This window comes from Stenotrophomonas sp. LC732 (assembly GCF_052446685.1).
In the GTDB taxonomy this organism is placed as follows: Bacteria; Pseudomonadota; Gammaproteobacteria; order Xanthomonadales; family Xanthomonadaceae; genus Stenotrophomonas; species Stenotrophomonas muris.
Window position 1 is genome coordinate 1,824,856 of sequence record NZ_CP199214.1, and the last position, 20,429, is coordinate 1,845,284.

General features: G+C 67.3%; 17 protein-coding genes and 1 pseudogene. 11 read left to right on the forward strand and 7 right to left on the reverse strand.

What is annotated here, in order from left to right; all coding sequences use genetic code 11:
• Nucleotides 1-12 precede the first annotated feature (12 nt).
• From ACT6SE_RS08845 to ACT6SE_RS08865, 5 genes and pseudogenes are all read left to right on the forward strand, one after another.
• Nucleotides 13-1,356, forward strand: coding sequence for an LLM class flavin-dependent oxidoreductase (locus tag ACT6SE_RS08845; protein WP_046430278.1), 1,344 nt, complete (start codon nucleotides 13-15; stop codon nucleotides 1,354-1,356).
• 4 nt (nucleotides 1,357-1,360) lie between these two features.
• The gene (locus ACT6SE_RS08850) at nucleotides 1,361-2,581 is read left to right on the forward strand and encodes a M20 aminoacylase family protein (protein ID WP_046430280.1); all 1,221 of its coding nucleotides are present in this window, start codon (nucleotides 1,361-1,363) and stop codon (nucleotides 2,579-2,581) included.
• Nucleotides 2,578-3,129 carry a GNAT family N-acetyltransferase gene (locus tag ACT6SE_RS08855; protein WP_046430282.1) on the forward strand — a complete coding sequence of 184 codons (552 nt, stop codon included), beginning with the start codon at nucleotides 2,578-2,580 and terminating at the stop codon, nucleotides 3,127-3,129. Before ACT6SE_RS08850 ends, ACT6SE_RS08855 begins: the two co-directional genes overlap by 4 nt.
• Nucleotides 3,126-4,872 (forward strand): annotated as a pseudogene (locus tag ACT6SE_RS08860) (amino acid ABC transporter permease/ATP-binding protein). The gene ACT6SE_RS08855 and the pseudogene ACT6SE_RS08860 overlap by 4 nt, the downstream one beginning before the upstream one ends.
• 16 nt (nucleotides 4,873-4,888) lie before the next feature.
• Nucleotides 4,889-5,866, forward strand: a complete 978-nt coding sequence (locus ACT6SE_RS08865) for an ABC transporter substrate-binding protein (protein ID WP_046430286.1) — start codon at nucleotides 4,889-4,891, stop codon at nucleotides 5,864-5,866.
• A 59-nt stretch (nucleotides 5,867-5,925) separates the two neighbouring features.
• Here the strand turns inward: ACT6SE_RS08865 and ACT6SE_RS08870 are convergent, their stop codons facing one another.
• Together ACT6SE_RS08870 and ACT6SE_RS08875 are read right to left on the reverse strand one after the other, a co-directional pair.
• Nucleotides 5,926-9,042 (reverse strand): discoidin domain-containing protein, encoded by a 3,117-nt coding sequence (locus tag ACT6SE_RS08870; RefSeq protein ID WP_088375557.1) that lies wholly within the window; start codon nucleotides 9,040-9,042, stop codon nucleotides 5,926-5,928.
• Between the two features lie 166 nt (nucleotides 9,043-9,208).
• Complete coding sequence (locus ACT6SE_RS08875; RefSeq protein WP_032960001.1) at nucleotides 9,209-10,285, reverse strand: MBL fold metallo-hydrolase; 1,077 nt, start codon at nucleotides 10,283-10,285, stop codon at nucleotides 9,209-9,211.
• A gap of 104 nt (nucleotides 10,286-10,389) precedes the next feature.
• Between ACT6SE_RS08875 and ACT6SE_RS08880 the strand changes: the two genes are divergently transcribed.
• Nucleotides 10,390-11,001, forward strand: a complete 612-nt coding sequence (locus tag ACT6SE_RS08880; protein WP_046430289.1) for a TetR/AcrR family transcriptional regulator — start codon at nucleotides 10,390-10,392, stop codon at nucleotides 10,999-11,001.
• Here ACT6SE_RS08880 and ACT6SE_RS08885 read toward each other — a convergent pair.
• The 4 genes from ACT6SE_RS08885 to ACT6SE_RS08900 form a co-directional block, all read right to left on the reverse strand.
• Nucleotides 10,998-12,944, reverse strand: a complete 1,947-nt coding sequence (locus ACT6SE_RS08885) for an EAL domain-containing protein (protein WP_046430290.1) — start codon at nucleotides 12,942-12,944, stop codon at nucleotides 10,998-11,000. The genes ACT6SE_RS08880 and ACT6SE_RS08885 overlap by 4 nt on opposite strands.
• 94 nt (nucleotides 12,945-13,038) lie before the next feature.
• On the reverse strand, nucleotides 13,039-13,755 hold the full coding sequence (locus tag ACT6SE_RS08890) for an SDR family NAD(P)-dependent oxidoreductase (RefSeq protein ID WP_444811141.1): 717 nt from the start codon (nucleotides 13,753-13,755) through the stop codon (nucleotides 13,039-13,041).
• Nucleotides 13,756-13,783: 28 nt separating this feature from the next.
• Nucleotides 13,784-14,512: a GNAT family N-acetyltransferase gene (locus tag ACT6SE_RS08895; RefSeq protein ID WP_046430294.1), complete on the reverse strand. Its 729-nt coding sequence runs from the start codon at nucleotides 14,510-14,512 to the stop codon at nucleotides 13,784-13,786.
• Nucleotides 14,513-14,526: 14 nt separating this feature from the next.
• On the reverse strand, nucleotides 14,527-15,192 hold the full coding sequence (locus ACT6SE_RS08900; RefSeq protein WP_046430297.1) for an ArsR/SmtB family transcription factor: 666 nt from the start codon (nucleotides 15,190-15,192) through the stop codon (nucleotides 14,527-14,529).
• A gap of 55 nt (nucleotides 15,193-15,247) precedes the next feature.
• Between ACT6SE_RS08900 and ACT6SE_RS08905 the strand changes: the two genes are divergently transcribed.
• The 5 genes from ACT6SE_RS08905 to ACT6SE_RS08925 all read left to right on the forward strand — a co-directional run bounded on the left by ACT6SE_RS08905 (nucleotide 15,248) and on the right by ACT6SE_RS08925 (nucleotide 19,422).
• A complete protein-coding gene (locus ACT6SE_RS08905) occupies nucleotides 15,248-15,754 on the forward strand; it encodes a DUF2938 domain-containing protein (RefSeq protein WP_046430299.1) in 507 nt (168 codons plus the stop codon).
• A gap of 41 nt (nucleotides 15,755-15,795) precedes the next feature.
• Nucleotides 15,796-16,599, forward strand: a complete 804-nt coding sequence (locus ACT6SE_RS08910) for an APH(3')-II family aminoglycoside O-phosphotransferase (protein WP_046430302.1) — start codon at nucleotides 15,796-15,798, stop codon at nucleotides 16,597-16,599.
• 97 nt (nucleotides 16,600-16,696) lie between these two features.
• On the forward strand, nucleotides 16,697-17,287 hold the full coding sequence (locus ACT6SE_RS08915) for a TetR/AcrR family transcriptional regulator (protein ID WP_046430303.1): 591 nt from the start codon (nucleotides 16,697-16,699) through the stop codon (nucleotides 17,285-17,287).
• A complete protein-coding gene (locus ACT6SE_RS08920) occupies nucleotides 17,284-18,318 on the forward strand; it encodes a DUF418 domain-containing protein (protein ID WP_046430305.1) in 1,035 nt (344 codons plus the stop codon). The genes ACT6SE_RS08915 and ACT6SE_RS08920 overlap by 4 nt, the downstream gene beginning before the upstream one ends.
• A 99-nt stretch (nucleotides 18,319-18,417) precedes the next feature.
• Nucleotides 18,418-19,422 carry an aminoglycoside phosphotransferase family protein gene (locus ACT6SE_RS08925; protein ID WP_046430308.1) on the forward strand — a complete coding sequence of 335 codons (1,005 nt, stop codon included), beginning with the start codon at nucleotides 18,418-18,420 and terminating at the stop codon, nucleotides 19,420-19,422.
• A gap of 109 nt (nucleotides 19,423-19,531) precedes the next feature.
• On the opposite strand, the gene ACT6SE_RS08930 is transcribed toward ACT6SE_RS08925, so the two are convergent.
• The gene (locus ACT6SE_RS08930; protein WP_049406338.1) at nucleotides 19,532-20,419 is read right to left on the reverse strand and encodes a DMT family transporter; all 888 of its coding nucleotides are present in this window, start codon (nucleotides 20,417-20,419) and stop codon (nucleotides 19,532-19,534) included.
• Nucleotides 20,420-20,429: the final 10 nt, after the last annotated feature.

Here is a 20,429-nt window from a genome sequence, read left to right on the forward strand (position 1 = left end):
GGAGCGTTTCCCATGAGCACGACCCCGCGCCACATTCCGTTCGGCATCATGCTGCAGGGCCCCGGCAGCCACATGCATGCCTGGAAGCACCCGTCCAACCCGGCCGATGCCAGCGTCAACCTGCAGTTCTACATCGACATCGCGCGCACCGCCGAAGACAACGGCATCGCCTTCGGCTTCGTGGCCGACGGGTTGTATATCAACGAGAAGTCGATCCCGCATTTCCTCAACCGTTTCGAGCCGATCTCGCTGCTGTCGGCGCTGGCCACGGCCACGAAGAAGATCGGCCTGGCCGGCACGCTGTCGACGTCCTACAGCGATCCGTTCACCGTCGCCCGTCAATTCGCCTCGCTGGATCTGCTCAGCGGCGGCCGCGCCGGCTGGAACGTGGTGACGTCGCCGTTGGAGGGCTCGGGTCGCAATTATGGCCGCCCACATCCCGAGCATGCACTGCGCTACCAGATCGCCGACGAGTACCTGGAGGTGGTGCAGGGGCTGTGGGATTCCTGGGATGACGATGCCTTCGTGCGCGAGCGCGACAGCGGTACGTTCTTCGCGCCGGAAAAGTTCCGCCGCCTCGACCACAAGGGCCGCTTCTTCCAGGTGGAAGGCCCGCTCAACATCCAGCGTTCGCCACAGGGCCAGCCGGTGATCTTCCAGGCCGGTTCGTCCGACGATGGCATCGCGCTGGCCGGCAAGTACGCCGATGCGGTGTTCACCCATTCGCCGTCGCTGGAAGAAACCCGCGCGTTCACCCAGAAGGTGAAGAACTCGGCGATCGCGCATGGCCGCAGCGGCAACGACGTGAAGATCTTCCCGGGCATCGGCCCCATCGTCGGCCGTACTGTCGAAGAGGCCGAAGCCAAGTACCAGGCGATCGCCGCACTGGCCACGCTGGAGGATGCACTGGCCTACCTGGGACGCTTCTTCGACCACCACGATTTCAGCCAGTACGATCCGGATGCTCCCTTCCCGGACCTGGGTGAGATCGGCAGCAACTCGTTCCGTTCCACCACCGACCGCATCAAGCAGGATGCGCGGGAGAAGGGGCTGAGCCTGCGCCAGGTGGCATTGGAAGCCGTGAGCCCACGACCGAACTTCATCGGTACGCCGGAGCGCGTGGCCGATGAGCTGATCCGCTGGTTCGATGCCGGTGCCAGCGACGGCTTCATCCTCGGTTTTGCGGCACAGCGCGAAGGCCTGGACGATTTCGTGACCCAAGTGCTGCCGATCCTGCAGGCGCGCGGCTACCACCAGCGCGAGCTGGAGGGGCAGACCCTGCGCGAACATCTGGGCCTGCCGTACAAGGCCAGCCGTCATTCGACCGATGCCGAGCCGGCGCGGAAGGCGGGGTAGGGCAATGAGCGGAGAAACTGCGGCAGCACCGGGCCATGCCCGGCGGGATTCCCAAACGACGGGCGTATTGCCCGAGATCGCGGCACGCGCCGAGGCCACCATCGCGATCCGCCATGACCTGCACCGCCACCCGGAGCTGGCCTTCGAGGAGCACCGCACCAGCGCCCGTGTGGCCGAGTTGCTGCAGCAGTGGGGCTATGAGGTGACCACCGGTCTTGGCGGCACCGGCGTGGTCGGCACATTGCAGCGTGGGCAGGGCGGCCGTCGGCTGGGGCTGCGTGCGGACATCGATGCCTTGCCGATCCACGAAGACTCGGGGCTGGCCTACGCCAGCCAGACCGACGGCCTGATGCATGCCTGCGGCCATGATGGTCACACCGCCATCCTGTTGTCCGCCGCGCATTACCTGGCCCATCACGGCACTATCGACGGCACCTTGCAGCTGGTGTTCCAGCCAGCCGAGGAAACCGGCTCGGGTGCATCGAAGATGATCGCCGACGGCCTGTTCGAGCGCTTCCCGGTGGATGCGATCTATGGGCTGCACAACTGGCCCGGCGTACCGGTCGGCCACTTCGGCTTCGTCGACGGCCCGGCGATGGCGTCGGTCGACTGGGCGCGGCTGAAGGTGATCGGCAAGGGCGGCCACGGTGCCGAGCCGCAGGGCAGCGTGGATCCGATCCTGGTCGCCGCGCACATCATCACTGCATTGCAGAGTGTGGTGTCGCGCAATGTCGACCCGCGGCAGATGGGCGTGGTCACCGTCGGTTCGATCCACGGTGGGCAGGCCGCCAATGTGATTCCGGACGTGGTCGAGCTGAAGCTGACCGTGCGCGCCTACCTGCCCGAGGTGCGCGACACGCTGCGCCGCCGGGTGACCGGGATTGCCGAGCAGACCGCTGCCGCTTTCGGGGCACGCGCCGAAATCGAGTTCCCGCGTGGCTTCCCCAGCGTGATCAACCACCCGCAGCAGACCGCCTACATCCGCGACGTGGCCATACAGGGCTTCGGCCACGAACAGGTGGTGCCGGAGTTCGCGCCGCGCACCGCCAGCGAGGACTTCGCTTTCCTGTTGCAGGCACGGCCCGGGAGTTTCGTGTTCGTCGGCAACGGCGACAGCGCACCGTTGCACAGCCCGCGCTATGTGTTCAACGACGCCGCCATTGCACCCGCTGCCAGCCTGTGGGCTCGGCTGGCCGAAGACTATCTGGTGAAGGACGTGGCATGAGCAGCAACGAACGCTTCCTCTATACGTCGGTGGATGATCCGCTGGCGCGGCCGCTGTTCGATGGCCTGGAGCAGGAGTACGACAGCCGTTACGCCGACGTGCGCCGACGCATCGGCGGCAGCGCCCGCGAGGAGCTGCAACGCTATCCGGCGCAGGCCTTCGCGGCGCCGGTAGGCGCGTTCGTGCTGCTGCTGCGCGATGGTGTGGCGATCTCTGGCGGCGCCTTCATGCCGCACCGCGATCCGGACACCGCCGAATTCAAACGCATCTGGACGCTGCCCGGGCTGCGCCGGCAGGGCATCGCGCGTCGCGTGCTTCAGGAACTGGAAGACCAGGCGGCGCGGCAAGGGTACCGGCGGGTGTTCCTGACCACCGGCTTCCGCCAGCCTGAAGCCGTCGGCCTGTACCTCAGCCACGGCTACACCGCGCTGTTCGACCTGCAGGCCGACCCGGAAACCATCGCGCATCTGCCGTTCGAGAAGCACCTGAGCGTATCGGCGCCGGTCGTTGTGCCATCACAGGCCATGCTGCACGGAGCCCACGCATGAGCACGCCTTCGACTGCGCTGGATGGCATTGCCGCACCCCCCGCGCCAGCACCGGCGCTGAAGATCGTGCCGGCCCGGCATCCGCTGCAGGTCTTCGGCACGGTGCTGGCACTGGCGCTGATCCTGATCGGGCTGCAATCCGTGCTGGGCAATCCGCGCTGGGGCTGGGGCACGTTCGCCGAGTGGTTCTTCGCGCGCCCGGTGCTGGAAGGCCTGGGTCGCACGCTGCTGCTGACCGCACTCGGTACTGGTCTCGGTTTCGCGCTGGGCACCATGCTGGCGTTGGCCCGGGTGTCCGGCTCGCCGCTGCTCTCGGCGGTGTCGTGGGGCTATGTATGGCTGTTCCGTTCGATCCCGCTGCTGGTGCTGTTGCTGCTGCTGAACAACCTGGGCTACCTGTACAGCACCATCGAACTGGGCGTGCCGTTCACCGGCATCAGCCTGTTCTCGTACCCGACCACGCAGCTGATCGGCGTGTTCACCGCCGCAGTGCTGGGCCTCACCTTGAATCAGGCCGCGTTCTCGGCCGAAGTGATCCGCGGTGGCATCCTCTCGGTCGACCATGGCCAGTACGAGGCGGCAGCGGCACTTGGCCTGCCGCGTGGCCGCCAGGTGCGCCGCATCATCCTGCCGCAGGCGATGCGTTCGATCCTGCCGGCCGCGTTCAACGATGTGATCGGCCTGGCCAAGAGCACCTCGGTGGTCTACGTGCTGGCGCTGCCGGAGCTGTTCTACACCGTGCAGGTGATCTACCGCCGCAATCTGGAAGTGGTGCCGCTGCTGATGGTGGCCACGGTCTGGTACCTGGTGATACTTACCGTGCTGTCGCTGTTGCAGCGGCGCGTGGAGCAACGCTTCGCGCGCGGCCAGCTGCAGCGCGAGCGCTCGGTGTCGCGGGTGTCATCGCCCCCGCGTGTGCAGAGCGAAGCCGCACCGCGCGTAGCAAGCCGCCCGCGTATCGCCCCCCCAGGTTGAAGCGGGCGAGGGCGCGGCGGTGTCGCTGCATGGCGTAGGCAAGGTGTTTGGCGACCAGCCGGTGCTGGAAGACGTGAACCTGGACCTGCGCGCCGGCAGCGTGACCGTGCTGATCGGCCCTTCGGGCGCCGGCAAGTCCACGCTGCTGCGGCTGATCAACCACCTGGAACGCGCCGACGGCGGTTACGTGACTGTCGGCGGCCAGCTGATCGGCTACCGCCGCGAGGGCGACACCCTGTACGAGCTGCCCGAGCGCGAGATCCGACGCCGCCGTGCGGAAGTGGGCATGGTGTTCCAGGGCTTCAACCTGTTCCCGCACCTGACCGCGCTGGAGAACATCATCGAGGCACCGATCGCGGTGCGTGGCGTGCCGCGCGCGCAGGCTGAGCAGCAGGCGCGCACGCTGCTGGAACGGGTCGGCCTGGCCGACAAGGCCGATGCCTTCCCACGCCAGCTGTCCGGTGGCCAGCAGCAGCGCATCGCAATTGCCCGCGCGCTGGCCCTGCAGCCGAAGGTGCTGCTGTTCGACGAACCGACGTCGGCGCTGGACCCGGAACTGGTGGCCGAGGTGCTGAGCGTGATCGAGGAGCTGGCCCGCTCCGGCACCACGCTGGTGATCGTCACCCATGAGCTGAGCTTCGCCCGCCGCGTGGCCGACCACGTGGTGATGATGGACCAGGGCCGGGTGATCGAGCAGGGCACGCCCGAGGTGCTGTTCGAACGCCCGCGCCAGCAGCGCACCGCCGATTTCCTGGCCAAGACCCTGTAACCGAGAAAGGAACACCATGAGCCCTGCAGCACCGCGTCGTCCCTCACGCAGCACCCTGTTGATCGTGGGCGTGCTGGTCATCGGCATCACCGGTATCGTCTATTCGCGCGTGCGGCAGGCACCGGATGCCGGCACCGTGGCCGCGACCAGCCTGGCCGGTGCGAACACGGCGGTGTTGAAAGGCACGTTCGATCCAGAGGCGCAGTCATTGATCCCCAAGGGGTATCGCTTCGTCACGCCCGGGTCCTTCACCGTGGCCACCCATCCAGGGCAGCTGCCGCTGGCCGACTACGGGGCCGACAGCAAGGACGTTGTGGGCATCGAGCCCGACATCGCGCGCCTGATCGCCGATGCGCTGGGCCTGAAGCTGGTGATCGTGCCGGTGGCCTGGGCCGACTGGCCGCTGGGTCTGGAATCAGGCAAGTACGATGCGGTGCTGTCGAACGTGACGGTTACCGAAGAGCGCAAGAAGAAGTTCGATTTCTCCAGCTACCGTTTCGACCTGCTGGGCATCTACACGCGCACTGATGGGCCGATCCAGAAGATCGAGAAGCCGGCCGATGTGGCCGGGCTGAAGGTGGTGGTGGGTGCCAGCACCAACCAGGACCAGATCCTGCGGCAGTGGGACCAGCAGAACATCGCGGCGGGATTGAAACCGGTGGAGTACCAGTACTTCGATGACGCCGTGGTCGGGCGGCTGGCGGTGATCACCGGCCGTGCCGATGTGTCGTTCGAGCCCAACGCCACCGGCGCCTATTCCGCACGCGACGGTAAGGTGCGGCGCGTCGGCCTGTTCCCCGGTGGCTGGCCGAACGCTGCGGCGATCTCGGTGACCACGCGCAAGGGCAGCGGCCTGGCTGATGCAGTGACGCAGGCGCTGAACACCCAGATCGCCAGTGGCACCTACGCGCAGGCGCTGAAACGGTGGAACGTGGCCGAGGAAGCCGTGCCGCAGTCGCAGACCAACCCGCCGGGATTGCCGACGTTGCAATGACACCGGGCGTGGCCCGGCGCGACCTCCGCTTTTGTAGAGCCGAGCCATGCTCGGCTGCTTTACCAACGCGCCTCCAGCGTTCTGAACGGTTTCGCCAGGCGCACGCCCTCGGCGTCGAAGTCGGAAACGCTGCGTCCGTCCACACGCACCGTCTTCGGCATCGTGCGCGCCGGCCACCAGACCTTCACCGCCGTTCCGCCGCGCAGCCCTTTGCCAAGCCCCACCCTCAGCACTCCGTCGCGCTGCCGCGCCTGCATCTGCAACGTGCCATACGCCGTCGGCAGGCGTTCCACCGCCAATCCATTCCCCGCCACCCACGAGGGCGGTGTGCCCGGCAGCAGCGAGAGCGCATCATCGTCTTCGCGCATCAGCATGCCGAACAGGGTGCGGCCGTATTCGGCGCCGATCCAGGTATGCGGCATGTCGCCGAGGTAGCGCGGGAAGCGCAGCCGTGAATGCACTACTTCGGCCAGTACCTGCCATTCAAGCGGGCGCCGGTCATGAAGCAGGCCCTGCAGCAGCTCGTCAGCCACGTCTGGCTGGCCCAGGTGCACATAGCTCAGCACGTTGCGGATCTCGTACGGCGTGTAGGCATACAGCGCACCGGGCTGGCTGCGCTTGCGCACGTCTTCCAGGTAGCGGGCGAAGGTGGTCCGCAACGCATCTGCCGGCAACACGCTCTGCGCGCCGGTCGGGTCCAGGGCGATCGACACGCCCGTGGGGTCACCATCGCCAAGATCGGCCGATGACGGAATGAAGTCGATGCCCTTCCACGCCATCGTTGCGCGGATCGAGGCACGCAATGCGTCGTACAGCGCTTTGTACTGCTCGCGCGCCCAACGGGCGGTTTCGTGGTCGCCCAGCGCCTCGGCCAGCCACGCGCCGTCGTGCCACCCCTTCAGGCCCCAGTAGTCATCCCAATAGCTGTGGGTGGGTGATGGATAGCCCTCATGGCTGATCGATGGTGCAAGGATGCCCGCAAAGCGTTCCGGGGCAGGCTGGTCAGCCTTGTAACCGGGCACCAGCGTGCGCTCGCGCAGTTCCTGCAGGAAGTGCAGCGCGGCCTTCACCTTCGGCAGGTAGTCACGCACCGACTCGGGTCCGCCATCCAGCCGTGCAACGTCGGCGACCAGCGCCACGTACTGGCCCTGGCTGTCGTACTCGATGTCCGAACCGAAGCCGGTGTTGACGCTGCCATCGTCATTGAGGATCGGCGAGACCAGGCCGTTGGCATGTACGCCGTGTTCGCTGTACCAGGCCAGGTAGTCGCGCGCGACCTTGGCCTCGCCCATGCGCAGCAGCACGGCCGAGGTGGCCATGCCGTCGCGGATGAAGGAGCGGTTGTAGTTGCGCGGGCCGGGCTGCATCGCCGGGCCGGTCTGGTTGATCAGCATGTAGGCGGCCTGCGCGCGCAGCATGTCCACCAGTGATGGGTCGGGCAGGCGCAGGCCGACCTGGCCCAGCCGTGCCTGCCAGTCCGCGGACGCCTGCGTGGCCAGTGAATCGAACGCCGCATTGGCATCGCGAAGCGTGGCCAGATACAGCGCAGGCGCTTCGGGCAGCACGCCATTGGCATCCGCGGCGGCGGTGCCCAACGGGAACGCGACCACGATGGCATCGCTGGTTCCCGGCGCCAACGAGACGCGGTAGTCCAACGCAGCCGAGGCAAGACCCTGGTCATCATGCGCCTGTTGCGCGGAAGGCAGTTGGCCGGCAGCGATGTCCGCGGTGATTTCCGTGGCGCCATCCCTGCCGAACGGCGCCGCGCCGGACGCAGCCACTGGCGTGAGCGACTGCAGCAGCGTGCGGCCATTGATGCGCACGGATTGCCTGTCGATGGCCACATCGCGGATCGGCGACAGCCCGCCGTTCTGCCATGGCGGGTTCATCTGCATCGGGCGCACGACCAAGCTGAGCGTGCCGTCGATCCGGGTTTTTCCGGTGTTGTGCAGGCGATGACGCAGGAACGTTACCGGCTGGCCGTTGCGCTCGATGGCGAATACCTCGCTGCGCAACTCCAGCCCGGGCTGCGGTGACCACGTAGCGGAGGGCATCGGCTTCCAGCCATCCCGCAGCGCGTGCTGTATCGGCTGTCCTGCCGCGCCAGCGGCGCGGCCGTCAGCACTTCGCCAGATCGGCTGCACCAGTGGCGCGCCCTTGAAGGCTTCCAGATTGCCGTATTCGTCGAAGATCGACTTCTGCCGGCCCGCATGCACGCCCACTGCGGTCCAATAGGTCTGCTGCATCTGCAACGACGCCGGGAACAACGCGCGCTGCGCGCCGCTGGCAGCGATCTGGTAGCGCTTCATCGGCGTCATCACGGCTTTCGGGCCGAGCAGGCGCAGGCGCGCGATCTGCGGTGCAGCGCCGTCCACGCTCAGGCGGAATGTACGTAAGGGTTGTGCTGCAGTGGCGGCCAGCCAGCTTTGTCGATGATTGGCCGCTTGTGCATCGTGTGCGAGGTCCTGCCAACGGCCCTGTGCATCCTGCACCTGCAGTCGCGCGGCGCCGCGCGCGCCATCGGCCCAGTCGACGACCAGGCCAGCCGTTGATTGGGCCCGCGGCAGCGTGATCTCGAACGTATGGGATCCATTTGCCCCGGCCGGCATCGCGACGGTGCCGCCGCCTTGCCAGAGCGCCGCTGCCTGCGTTGCATCGATACCGCTGATGCGTGCGCTGAGCGTGCTGTCCAGTGGCTCCATCTCGAAGATCGACACGCCCCAATCGGAGGTGCGCTGCGGGCTGGCCAGCCGCAGGTAGCGTGCCTGCCGCGGCGCGAAGTACAGCGTTTCCACGTCGCCCAGCGAATCGGCCATCGTGTACGCGGCCTGCCACTGCGTGCCGTCCAGCGAGGTCTGCAGTGAATAGCCTTCCGGGTTGGAGACATCCCAGGTAAGGCGCGCACCGGCCAGCAGGGTGGGCGCGCCCAGATCGATCTGGAACCAGTGGCCCGGACTGAAGGCGCCGCCGGTGACGGTCTTCGGGTCGCCGTCGATCAGGTGGCCGATCGCCATCGCCGGTACCTGCTGCGAGGAACTGCTGGCCTGCCATTGGTTGCGCGGGGGGAGGGTCTGTGCCTGTGCGTTGGAGGCCAGGGCGGCCAACAGCAGGGCGGCGGCAGATCGCCATGGGATAGCTGAGCGGGAGACCTTGGAGCGTTCGGCGCGCAACGTCATTACAGACAGCCTCGCAGGTTCGACCGGAGTCGGGCGAGCGCTACGCTAGCAAGGGATGTAATCGGTTACATGACGCACTGCAGCGCCGCAGGCCGCTTCCGTGGTTGACGCAGCCGAGCATGGCTCGGCTCTACATGGCTTCCGGCAGGTCAAACGGCATCCCCCGCTAAAGCTCCACCGTCTCCCACCATCGCGTACCCGCCTGCGGCGCCTGCATGTCCAGTGCTTCGCCCATCATCGGCGTGGCCACCGGCACGTTCTTTGCGGCCGCCAATGCCGTGATGCGCTCGAACGGCTGCTGCCATGCGTGCAGGGCCAGGTCGAAGGTGCCGTTGTGGATCGGCAGCAGCCACTTTCCGCGCAGGTCCAGGTGCGCCTGCAGGGTCTGTTCCGGCTGCATGTGCACGAACGCCCAGCGCGGATCGTAGGCGCCGGTCTCGATCATGGTCAGGTCGAACGGTCCGTACTTCTCGCCGATGGCCTTGAAGCCATCGAAGTAGCCGGTGTCGCCGCTGAAGAAGATGCGGAAGTCGCCGTCCTGGATCACCCATGACGCCCACAGGCTGCGGTCGCTGTCACCCAGCCCGCGGCCGGAGAAGTGCTGGCCCGGGGTCGCGGTCAAGCGCAGGCCACTGGCTTCAGTCGACTGCCACCAGTCCAGCTGTTCCACCTTGCTGGCGTCCACACCCCATGCAATCAGCTGGTCGCCGACGCCGAGCGGTGCGATGAAGCGCGCGGTCTTGCCGGCCAGCTGCATTACCGCGGCATGGTCGAGATGGTCATAGTGGTTGTGCGAGAGGATCACGCCGGCGATGGGCGGCAGTTCGTCGATGCTGATCGGCGGTGCGTGGAAGCGCGCCGGCCCCATCCACTGCACTGGTGAGGCGCGCTCGGAGAACACCGGGTCGGTCAGCCAGTACTGGCCACGCAGCTTCAGCAGGATCGTGGAGTGCCCAAGCCGGAACAGGCTGCGATCCGGCGCAGCATCCAGGGAGGCGCGATCCAGCGGCTGCACCGGAATCGGGTGGGCGGGCACGGTCCCCTTGGGCTTGTTGAACAGGAACGTCCACCAGATCTCCGCCCCGTCGCGCAGGCCCATCGCCGGACGGGGCAGGGCATTGCGGAACTTGCCGTCGCGGTACTGCGGCGAATCGGGGAAGTCGGGGAGGGACCAGGACTTGCAGAAGGTGTAGGCGGTCACGGCGAGGATTCCAAGCAGGAGGACAAGGAGCAGGCGCTTCATGGGTGACGTCCGCTGGGTACACTGCACAGTGTAGTTTCGCATTTTTCAAAAGTACACTACTGGGTGTAAAATGGTGGCGTCCGTTCAGCTATCCGGTCTCCGCCATGCCCCGTGCCCCACAACGCCTGACCGACCGCAAACGCGAGGACATCGTGCGCGCGGCGGTGGAGGAGTTCCGTGCATCGGGCTACGAGGCGACCAGCATGGACCGCATCGCCGAGGTGGCCGGGGTCTCCAAGCGCACCGTCTACAACCACTTCCCGAGCAAGGAAGCGCTGTTTTCGATGATCCTGGAGGAGCTGTGGGAACGCAGCGTGGCCAGCGACGCACTGCCGTATCGCGCGGACCAGCCGTTGCAGGCGCAGCTGCTGCAGTTGCTGGGCCAGAAGCTGGAACTGCTCAGCGATGCCAACTTCATCGACCTGGCACGGGTGGCGCTGGCCGAGGTCATCCACTCACCGGAGCGGGCGCAGGCCATCGTCTGCCGCATGGGCGAGAAGGAAAGTGGCGAGAGTGCGTGGATCCGCGCAGCGATCGCCGATGGCCGGTTGCGAGAGGTTGATCCGGAATTCGCCGGCCACCAGCTGCATGGGCTGGTGAAGAGCTTTGCGTTCTGGCCGCAGGTGACGATGGGGCAGGCACCGTTGAGCGCACAGGAGCGTGCACGCGTGGCCGAATCGGCGGTGGCCATGTTCCTGGGTTTCTACGCGGTCTAGCTGGCGGCGAAGCGGCGGAACTCGTCGGCCGGCAGCGCCGCCGAGTACAGATAGCCCTGGCCGACATCCACGCCCAGCGCGCGCAGGTGCTGTTCCTGCGCCAGGGTTTCGGTCCCCTCGGCCACCACGATCGCGCCGCAGCGGTGCGCGACTTCGACGATGAAGCGAACGATCGACTGCGACTTGGCGTCGGACAGCGTGGCGATCAACGCCTGCTCGATCTTGACCTCGGCGATGGCCAGCTGCGAAAGCAGGATCAGGGTCGAATAGCCCGCGCCGAAATCATCCAGCGACAGGGTGACTCCGGCGGCCATCAGCTGTGCGATGTTGGCATCGACCACATCGCGCTCGACGATTTCGGTCCACTCGACGATTTCCAGGCGCAGCATCGCGCCGGGGATGTCGCGCAGCTGCAGCAGTTCCTGCAGGCGCAGGCCGAAGTCGGGCAGGCGCAGGGATTCGGCTGACACATTGACTGCGATGGTCAGCGCCGCGCCGTCCTGCCGGCAGTGCTGCAGGAAGTGCACCGCCGACTGCAGCGTGGCCCATTCCAGGTCTGCCAGCCGGCCCTGCCGGCGCAGCAGCGAGATCACCCGCATCGGTGCAATCGGCCGGCCTTCGCCATCGCGCATGCGCAGCAGCGCTTCGGCGCCCACCAGCTGGCGGTCCTGCAGGCGATGCTTGGGCTGGTAGCACAGCGGTGCGTCGCCCTGCTGCAGCCAGCGTTCGAGGGCGACTTCGATCAGGGCGTCGATCTCGCCGTCGCGCTGGATCGGGTCGTCGAAGAACACGACGCCGGATTCGATCGCGCTCAGTGCCACGGTGATCGCGCGGAACGGAAGATGTCCTTCGTCGGCATCAACGGGGGGCTTCAATTCAACCACCGCACAGCGGAACAGTGGCCGGAAGCCAGGCCAATCGCGGCCGACCCGATCGGCCAGGTTGCTGGCCAGCTCGGTGATCTGCGGTTGTATGCGCAGTTCGGACAAGGTCATGCCGCGCACCAGGATCGCCAGCGCGGCATCACCGAACTGGTAGACCTCCACGTCGTCCACTGCCAGCGATGGCAGCAACCGGTGGACGTCGGCCGGTGTATCGCGCTGCCACAGGCCGTTGTCCTGCAATGGCCCGTAGCGCAGGCGCAGATCGCGCAGGTTGCCCATCTCGGCCACGATCAGGCAGGCCTTGCCGATGCCGTCGTTGTCGCGCCAGTACCGCTGCAGGCGTTCACCGAGCGCACGCATGTTGGGCAGGCCGCTGATCGGATCGATGCGCAGCCACGCCTGTTCGCGCTGGCGCTGCGCATCGATCTGGGCATCGTTGTAGACCAGTGCGAACACTGCGCCGAGTACGAGCAGCGAGACCGGCAGTGCCAGCACACGCTGGATCGCCAGTTCGGCCACCGGTAATTGATCGGCCCCAATGATCGCCACACCCAGCGCCAGGCCCAGGGCGGTCATCCCGATACGCACGGACCACGCCTGCAGGATCATGCGTGGTGAGAGTTCGTTGAGCATGCGCGGGTGCAGGCGCCTGCGCAGCCAGACGCCGGCCACCATCTGCAACACGGCCTCGAGGCTGGCAGGCAGGAAGAACTGGGTGCCGACGAACTGGTAGCGGGCGAGCAGGGCGGCGGCCAGGCAGGCCAAGCCGCCGCGCCAGCCACCGAGCAGGCCACTGACCAGCAGGATGTCGAAGCCGAGGTGCAGCTTGACCACACCCTGGGTGTAACGGGCCACGAACCAGGAATTGAACAGGTAGATCAGGCCCAGCGCTATGCCGACATACAGGCGCCGTCCTTCAATGGCGTGCCCGGCGCGACGGGTGGCGATCAGCAGCACGCCGATCATGCCGATCACCGCCGTGGCCTGCAGCAGGTACAGCGGCAGGCTGGGCAGGGCGCTGTCCAGGACCTGGGCCGAGACCCGTGAAAGCGCATCCATAGCAGGTTCCCGCCTGTGACCGACGGCCAGTGACGAGCAGGGTAAACCACAGGCGCCTGTGCGGCCACCAAGGGGCAGGCCAAGGTCCCTGCGGTCAGTAGCGCGGGTCGGCGATGGCGGGCAGCACCAGTTCGCGCACGAAGGAGGACGGTGACAGCTGCAGCAGGGCGCGTACGATCGCCACGACATCATGGACCGGCACCAGTGCGCCGTCGCCGCGCGCTGCGGCGTCCGCTACCGGCACTGACAGTGCATCGTCGGTGTTGAGGTAGCCCAGCTGCAGACTGGTTACCGCCAGGCGCCGATCCCGGAAGCCTTCGCGCAGCGCATCGGCGATGCCGTTGAGCGCGAACTTGGATGCGCCGAACGCCACTTCCGGGCGGCCGCTGCGCGGCAGCGCCGAGGTCGAGCCGGTCAGCACCAGCTGTGGACGTGCTGCGCCCAGTACCCTCGGCAGCAGGCGCCGCAGCAGCACCAGGGTGGCGGTGATGTTGACGTCGACCAGCTGGGCAAGCGCGGCATCGCTTTCGTCGAGGAAGGCGTACCCGTCGCTGAAGGCCGTCTCTTCCCAGATGCCCAGGTTGTGGATGAGCACATCCAGATCGGCCGGCGCCTGCGCTGCGATGTGATTGGCAGCAAGGGTGGGCTGGGACAGATCCGCTTCGATCCACTGCAGGGTGACGCCCTCGGGGCATTCGAGGTCGTGCGGGCGGCTGCGCGAAACGCCGATGACGGTGTCGCCCGCACTGCACAGGCCTTCGACGAACGCTCGACCGAGGCCCCTGCTGGCGCCGATGACCATCAATTTCATGTGGCTTCCTTGTTGTGCTGCGGCGGCCTCAGTCGGCCGCCAGAATGGTGTCCCAATCGGCGAACGCGCGCAGGCCGCTGCGTCCGGCGGTGATGATCGAGGCGGTGTTGTCGAGCTGGCAACGGTATTGCGGCTGCAGCCCGGACGCCCGCGCGGACACGGCCATGGCGTGTACCAGCTGTCGCGCGTGACCGCGACCGCGGGCCTCGGGCAGGGTCAGTACGCCCATATCGGCGAAGGCTGGATCCAGGCTCCAGGGGTACATGCTTCCCGCAGCGACCAGGCGCTCGCCGTCGAAGGCACCGAACACCTGCCAGTGATCCAGCTCGACCCATGCGGCATCGAGATCGTCCTCGCTGGCGGTGGCCTGGAACGCGTTGAACGCTGCCGCGTCGGTCGCGCCGAGGCGGCGGATATGTGGTGGGGCAGGGTGTTCGGCGAGGGCGGCGAGTGTTGCGGTGGGGAAGTAGAAGACACGATCCGCGCCGTGCGTATGCTGGCCGAGCTGCTGCAAGCGCTGTTGCAGCTGCGCCAGTGTCCAGTGCGGTTGCGCACGCAGTTGCAGGCGAGCGGCCAGGGCAGGACGCAACAGCGCTCGGGCGGGGCCCGCGACCGGCTGTAACAGCATGCCGTCCTCACCCTCATCGACATCATCGCTGCACGCCAGGTGCAGCTGCGGCCCCTGCTGCAACGTGCGCTGGCCGGCGAACACGCGCTGCCAGGCAGCATCGATCAACGGGGAAATCGCATCATCCATGACAAACGGTTCGCTCAGTGTCGGGGCAGTTCAACCTGCAGGCCTGCGGCCTTCCATTCGGGATAGCCGGCGGCCAGTCGCTGCGCGCTGAGGCCGGCTTCGCGCAGCATCATCACTGCATCGTTGGACAGCACGCAGTAGGGCCCGCGGCAGTACGCGACAATGTGGACGGCGCGCGGCAGTTCGTCCATCCGCGCGTGCAGTTCCGTAGCGGGAATGTTCAGCGCGCCGGGCAGGTGGCCCAGATCGAATTCCTCGCGCGGCCGCACGTCCAGCAGTACCACGCTGTCGCGTTGCTCCAGCAGCTGCTCGACGGTCAGCCCTTCCAGTGCATCGCGGCGCAGCAGGCTGTCGGTGAGGACGCCCTGCATTTCGCTGCGCTGGTGGTCGGCATAGTCGCGCAGCGCGGCCAGCAGGTTGGCTAGTGGGCCGTCAGCGCTGCGGTAGAGGATGCGCTTGCCGTCACGGCGGGTCTGCACCAGGCCGGCACGACGCAGCTGCTGCAGGTGCTGGGACGTATTGGCCACCGACAGGCCGCTCAGTTCGGCCAGGCGCTCGACCGCACGCTCGCCCTGGGCGATGTGCTCCAGCAGGGCCAGGCGGTGCGGGTGGCCCAGGGTGCGGGCGATCTCGGCCAGCGCTTCCAGCGCGGACGGTGGCAGCTCGGTTGCAGCGTTCATGCCGGGCACGCTAGCATCGCTCTATCATTCAAGCAAATAATTGAAGGTAAGCGGAATGAGTGGCTGGGCGACGACATTGGTGATCGATGCGGTAGTGATCGGCGTCGGCGCGACCGCGCTGATGGATCTGTGGGCGTTGCTGCAGCGCAGGCTGCTCGGCATTCCGTCGCTGGATTTTGCGATGGTCGGCCGCTGGCTCGGCCACCTGCGGCCTGGGCGCTTCCGCCATGAGGGCATTGGTCGTTCGCTGCCGGTGGCCGGCGAACGCGCGCTGGGCTGGACCGCGCATTACGTGATCGGTGTGGTCTTCGCCGCGGTGTTGCTGGCCGTGGTCGGGAACGGTTGGGTGCAGGCACCGACCCTGCGGCCGGCGCTGGCCTTCGGCGTTCTCAGCGTTGCCGCGCCGTTCTTCATCCTGCAGCCGGGCATGGGCGCCGGCATTGCCGCTTCGAAGACCCCGGCGCCTGGCAAGGCGCGGCTGCGCAGCCTGGTGGCACACAGCGTGTTCGGCGCAGGCATGTACCTTTCCGCGCTGCTGTTGGCCGGGGTCCGTGCAGGATGAGCGAGAATCCGTGGGGTCACCGGCAACAGGAACATCCCCGCATGGAAGTACCCGATCCTTTCACTGATGGCATGCCGCTGCCGTGGGCGTGGCGGGAAACATTGGCCGATGCGCGCATCGAGCGACAGTCGATCGGCGTATCGCGCGCAGACGTCGCCCGTGTGCATCGCCCGGGACAGGCTGATGCCTTCCTGAAATCGGAAGTGATCGATGCCTTCAGTGAGCTGGGCGATGAGATCGCGCGCCTGCGCTGGCTGCAGGCGCAGGGCCAGCCGGCACCAACGGTAACTGCCACCGCCGAAGAAGCGGGCCGGCGCTGGTTGCTGATGAGCGCGCTGCCCGGCCGCGACCTGGCCTCGTCGCCTGAGCTTCCGCCCCAGCGCCTGGTGGAACTGCTGGCCGATGCGCTGCGGGGCCTGCATGCCATACCGGTGGCGGCCTGTCCGTTCGACCAGCGGCTGGCCTCGCGCCTGCAGGCCGCGCAGGCACGGGTCGAGGCGGGCCTGGTCGACGCCGATGACTTCGATGACGAGCGCCTGGGGCAGAGCGCACAGCAGGTGTTCGCCGAACTGCGCGCTACCCGGCCCGATCACGAGGATCTGGTGGTCAGCCACGGCGACGCCTGCCTGCCGAACCTTTTGGCAGCCGAAGGCCGTTTCAGCGGCTTCATCGACTGTGGCCGGCTGGGTGTGGCCGATCGCTACCAGGATCTGGCGCTCGCCGCGCGCAGCCTGGTCCACAACTTCGGCGACACGCGCTGGGTCGCGCCGCTGTTCCGGCGCTATGGCGTTGTGCCCGACGAACGGCGGCTGGCGTTCTACCGTCTTCTCGACGAGTTCTTCTGAAACCGCACAGGGCAGCGTAGGGCAGGGCTGAACGGTGCCCTGCCAGCGGATGCGTGCGCCCTTAAAAATGGACGAACGTTCGTTCACTATATGTGGCATGAACCGAACCGACCGCAACGAGCAACGCATCGCGCAGATCCTGCAGGCCGCCCTGCAGTGTTTCCTCGTGAAGGGCTTCCACCAGACCAGCATGCGTGACATCGCGCAGGCGGCCGGCGTCAGCCTCGGCAATCTCTACAACCACTTCCCGGGCAAGGAGGCGATCATCCTTGCGGTGGCCGTGGCCGAAGGCGAGGAACTGGCACCGTTGCTGCAGCGACTGGCCGCGTCCGATGGCGAGCGCGCACGGGTGCTGGTTTTCCTTCAGGACTTCCACGCACTGTGCCGGCAACCGGAGTGGGCAACGCTCGCCGTCGAAGTGCTGGCCGAGAGCGCACGCAATCCGGCCGTGGCCGAGGCATTTGCGGCCAATCGCAGGCAATTGCAGGCGACGCTGGCCGAAGCCCTGCAGCAGGTGGCACGGCGCGAACGTCGGCGCCCCGTGCTGGCCCCGGCACTGCAGGCACAGGTGCTGCTGGATGCCATCGAAAGCGATGCCCTGCGCCGAGGGCTGGGCGAAGCCGGGGGCACCGATCAGGCATCGCTGGATCTCGGCCTGCTTGCGCTGCTGCTGGGCGCACGCGCATGAGCGCCGTCGACCGGCGACTGCACGGCGTTGATCTGGCGCGTTACCTGGCCTTGGCCGGCATGGTGCTGGTCAACTTCCGCCTGGCGATGGCCGTGCCGGCAGAGGGCGCCGGATGGTTGGCAGGCGTCTTCCACTTTCTGGAAGGCAAGGCTTCGGCGACGTTCGTTACGCTGGCCGGGTTGGGCCTGGTACTGGGCACGCATCGGCAGGGTTGGTGGCCGGCCAGTGTGCAGACCTGGCGGCGCGCACTGTTCCTGCTGGTGCTGGGCCTGCTCAACCTGACCCTGTTCCCGGCCGATATCCTGCATTACTACGCGGTGTATTTCGCGCTGGCCGTGCTGTGGCTGCGGGCCTCGCCGCGGGTGTTGCTGGCCAGCATCGTGGGGATCGCGGCCTGTTCGTTCTGGGCGTTGCTGCACTGGGACTACAGCCAGGGATGGAACTGGCAGACGCTGGAATACGCCGGTCTGTGGCAATGGCCGGGCGCGGCCCGCAACCTGCTGTTCAACGGGTTCCATCCGCTGCTGCCGTGGCTGTGCTTCTTCCTGCTGGGCATGCTGCTGGCGCGGCTGCAACTGTCGCAACCGCGGGTCCAGCGCGCGCTGCTGGTGCTGGGCCTGATGCTGATCGTGGCTGGACATGGCGTGCAGCAGCTTGCGCAGGGAACGCCCTGGCAGGCGTGGCTGGGAACGCAGCCGATGCCACCGGGACCGGCCTACGTACTCACAGGCGCGGGCGCGGCCTGCAGTGTCATTGCAGCCTGCCTGTGGCTGACGCGTGTACGACCGGGTGACTGGCTGGAACCGTTCACCGCGGCCGGGCGCATGACCCTGACCCTGTACGTCGGCCATATCCTGCTGGGCATGGGCACGCTGGAAGGCCTGGGCCTGCTTGATGGCAGCGCGTCGCTCGCGTCGGTGCTGCTGTGGGCATTATTGTTCCTGATGCTGGCCACGGGCGCAGCGTGGCTGTGGTCCTGGCGGTTCGCGCGGGGCCCATTGGAAGCGGTGATGCGACGCGTCGCCGGCTAGCACTTTGGTCGCGCAGGCACGATGTTGTGACGGACATGTCTGTGTCGCGGCCCGCGCATCTGCGATAGTGGCGGCAGGTAATACTCTCCGCTTGCATCCATGTCATTCGCTTCGGCGCAGCATCTCGGCGAAGTCCTTCAGCAGTCCTATGGCATCACCGCCAATGCCGTGGTGCCACGCCCGGTTGGCGCCGATGCCAACGCCAGTGTGTATCGCATCGATGCACGGCGCGGGCAATGGTGGTTGAAGTGCCGCAGTTACCAGGTTGCCCCTGCCGTCTGGGACACCCTGCATTGGCTGCGCGGCACGCTGGGCATCGAGGAAATCGTCGCGCCCTGGCCGGCCCTGACCGGTGGAGCGTCAGTGCAGCGCTGGGGCCTGCAGTTCACCCTGTTCCCGTATGTGGAAGGCCAGTCCGGCTTCGAGGCGGCGTTGAGCCGCACGCAGTGGCAACGATTGGGCGAGGTGCTGCGGCGCCTGCACGAGGCGTGCCCGCCACCGGCGCTGCAGGAGGCGCTGCCGAGCCTGCGGATGGAAACCGCGGCGCTTGATACGGTCGGGCAATGGCTGGCCGGCGAGGGCCTGGCGGCCGCCAGGGATGGGCTGGGCCGCGCCTTCGTATCCGTCTGGGACCAGCAGCATGCGCGCATCGCGGCGCTGCATGCGCAGGCACTGCAGCTGCACGCGGCGTTGCAGGATGTCCCGGTGCGGCTGCACCTGTGCCACACCGACCTGCATGCCGGCAATCTGCTGATGGGCAATGACGGCAGCCTGCACCTGATCGATTGGGATGGCCTGTCGCTGGCCCCGCGCGAGCGCGACCTGATGTTCATCGGTGGCGCGGTCGGTGGGCGCTGGGGGCGCGAGAACCCGTTGGGATTCGAGGAAGGCTATGGCAGTGACCGCGGCGATCCACGCTGGACCGCCTGGTACCGGCACTGGCGCATCCTGCAGGACCTGATCGAGTTCCAGCAGGTCCTGCTGGGCAGTGATGGAGAGGACCGTTCGCCGCAGCTGCGCCGGCAGTCGCTGCATTTCCTCAGCGAACAGTTCGCACCGGGCAATGTATTCGACGCGGCAGAGCGGGTGTATCGCGCGCTGTAGATCCACGCCATGCGTGGATGGCATTTCCACGATGAACCCTCACGCTGCGCGATGAGTCGAGCATGGCTCGGCTCTACAGGGGGCCGCGGTGTCTGCGCGGGGTGTGGATCTACTCTGCGGGCTTGGCCGCTGCAGAGGCCGCCGCGCTTGCAGCGCGGCGTGACAGCACGGCTTCGCGGTGGGCGATGTAGGCGTTGGCGGCGAGGATGATGCCGGCACCGATGATCGTCCAGCGGTCCACCGTTTCGTTGAACAGCAGCCAGCCGAACAGCGTTACCAGTGGCAGCTGCAGGAAGCTGATCGGGGTCAGGGCGGAGACTTCGCCCAGCCGTAGCGCGCGGGTCCACAACAGCTGGCCGACGGTGCCGAGCACGCCGGTGGCCAGCAGCCACAGCCAGGCCGACCCGGTTGGCCAGGCCCAGACGAACAGCGCCGGCACCAGCGACAGCGGCACCCAGAACACGTAGGTATAGAGCACCACGGTATCGGCACTGTCGACGCGGGTCAGCTGCTTGATCTGGATCGCCACCAGCGAGCTGAGTACCGCCGCACCCACCGCGACCAGGCTGCCGGCGGTGAAGCCGGCGGTGCCGGGACGCACGATCACCAGCACGCCGATGAAGCCGACCACGACCGCGGCCCAGCGGCGCACGCGCACGGTTTCACCCAGCCACAGCACGGCGGCAATGGTGACGAACAGCGGCGTGGAATAGGAGAGCGAAACCGCCTGCGCCAACGGCAGGTGACCCAGCGCCCAGAATGCGCACAGCATCGAGCCCAGGCCGATTGCACTGCGCACGAAATAGCGTGGCAGCTGCTGCGTCTTCAAGGGCGCACGGCCGGGCCGCAGCAGCATCGGCAGCAGCGCAAGCAGGCCGAAGGCGTTGCGGAAGAACGCCACTTCCTGGGTGGGCACGTAGCGCGTGGCATAGCGGATCGCCACCGCCATCAGGCCGAACGCCATCGTGCTGCCGAGCATCAGCAGCGCCGCCCGCATCGGGGTGGCG

What these genes read in the sequence shown, in the direction of transcription:
- ACT6SE_RS08845 (WP_046430278.1), top strand. Translation starts at nt 13, where the DNA reads ATGAGCACGACCCCGCGCCACATTCCGTTCGGCATCATGCTGCAGGGC.
- ACT6SE_RS08850 (WP_046430280.1), top strand. Translation starts at nt 1,361, where the DNA reads ATGAGCGGAGAAACTGCGGCAGCACCGGGCCATGCCCGGCGGGATTCC.
- ACT6SE_RS08855 (WP_046430282.1), top strand. Translation starts at nt 2,578, where the DNA reads ATGAGCAGCAACGAACGCTTCCTCTATACGTCGGTGGATGATCCGCTG.
- ACT6SE_RS08865 (WP_046430286.1), top strand. Translation starts at nt 4,889, where the DNA reads ATGAGCCCTGCAGCACCGCGTCGTCCCTCACGCAGCACCCTGTTGATC.
- ACT6SE_RS08870 (WP_088375557.1), bottom strand. Translation starts at nt 9,042, where the DNA reads ATGACGTTGCGCGCCGAACGCTCCAAGGTCTCCCGCTCAGCTATCCCA.
- ACT6SE_RS08875 (WP_032960001.1), bottom strand. Translation starts at nt 10,285, where the DNA reads ATGAAGCGCCTGCTCCTTGTCCTCCTGCTTGGAATCCTCGCCGTGACC.
- ACT6SE_RS08880 (WP_046430289.1), top strand. Translation starts at nt 10,390, where the DNA reads ATGCCCCGTGCCCCACAACGCCTGACCGACCGCAAACGCGAGGACATC.
- ACT6SE_RS08885 (WP_046430290.1), bottom strand. Translation starts at nt 12,944, where the DNA reads ATGGATGCGCTTTCACGGGTCTCGGCCCAGGTCCTGGACAGCGCCCTG.
- ACT6SE_RS08890 (WP_444811141.1), bottom strand. Translation starts at nt 13,755, where the DNA reads ATGAAATTGATGGTCATCGGCGCCAGCAGGGGCCTCGGTCGAGCGTTC.
- ACT6SE_RS08895 (WP_046430294.1), bottom strand. Translation starts at nt 14,512, where the DNA reads ATGGATGATGCGATTTCCCCGTTGATCGATGCTGCCTGGCAGCGCGTG.
- ACT6SE_RS08900 (WP_046430297.1), bottom strand. Translation starts at nt 15,192, where the DNA reads ATGAACGCTGCAACCGAGCTGCCACCGTCCGCGCTGGAAGCGCTGGCC.
- ACT6SE_RS08905 (WP_046430299.1), top strand. Translation starts at nt 15,248, where the DNA reads ATGAGTGGCTGGGCGACGACATTGGTGATCGATGCGGTAGTGATCGGC.
- ACT6SE_RS08910 (WP_046430302.1), top strand. Translation starts at nt 15,796, where the DNA reads ATGGAAGTACCCGATCCTTTCACTGATGGCATGCCGCTGCCGTGGGCG.
- ACT6SE_RS08915 (WP_046430303.1), top strand. Translation starts at nt 16,697, where the DNA reads ATGAACCGAACCGACCGCAACGAGCAACGCATCGCGCAGATCCTGCAG.
- ACT6SE_RS08920 (WP_046430305.1), top strand. Translation starts at nt 17,284, where the DNA reads ATGAGCGCCGTCGACCGGCGACTGCACGGCGTTGATCTGGCGCGTTAC.
- ACT6SE_RS08925 (WP_046430308.1), top strand. Translation starts at nt 18,418, where the DNA reads ATGTCATTCGCTTCGGCGCAGCATCTCGGCGAAGTCCTTCAGCAGTCC.
- ACT6SE_RS08930 (WP_049406338.1), bottom strand. Translation starts at nt 20,419, where the DNA reads ATGCGGGCGGCGCTGCTGATGCTCGGCAGCACGATGGCGTTCGGCCTG.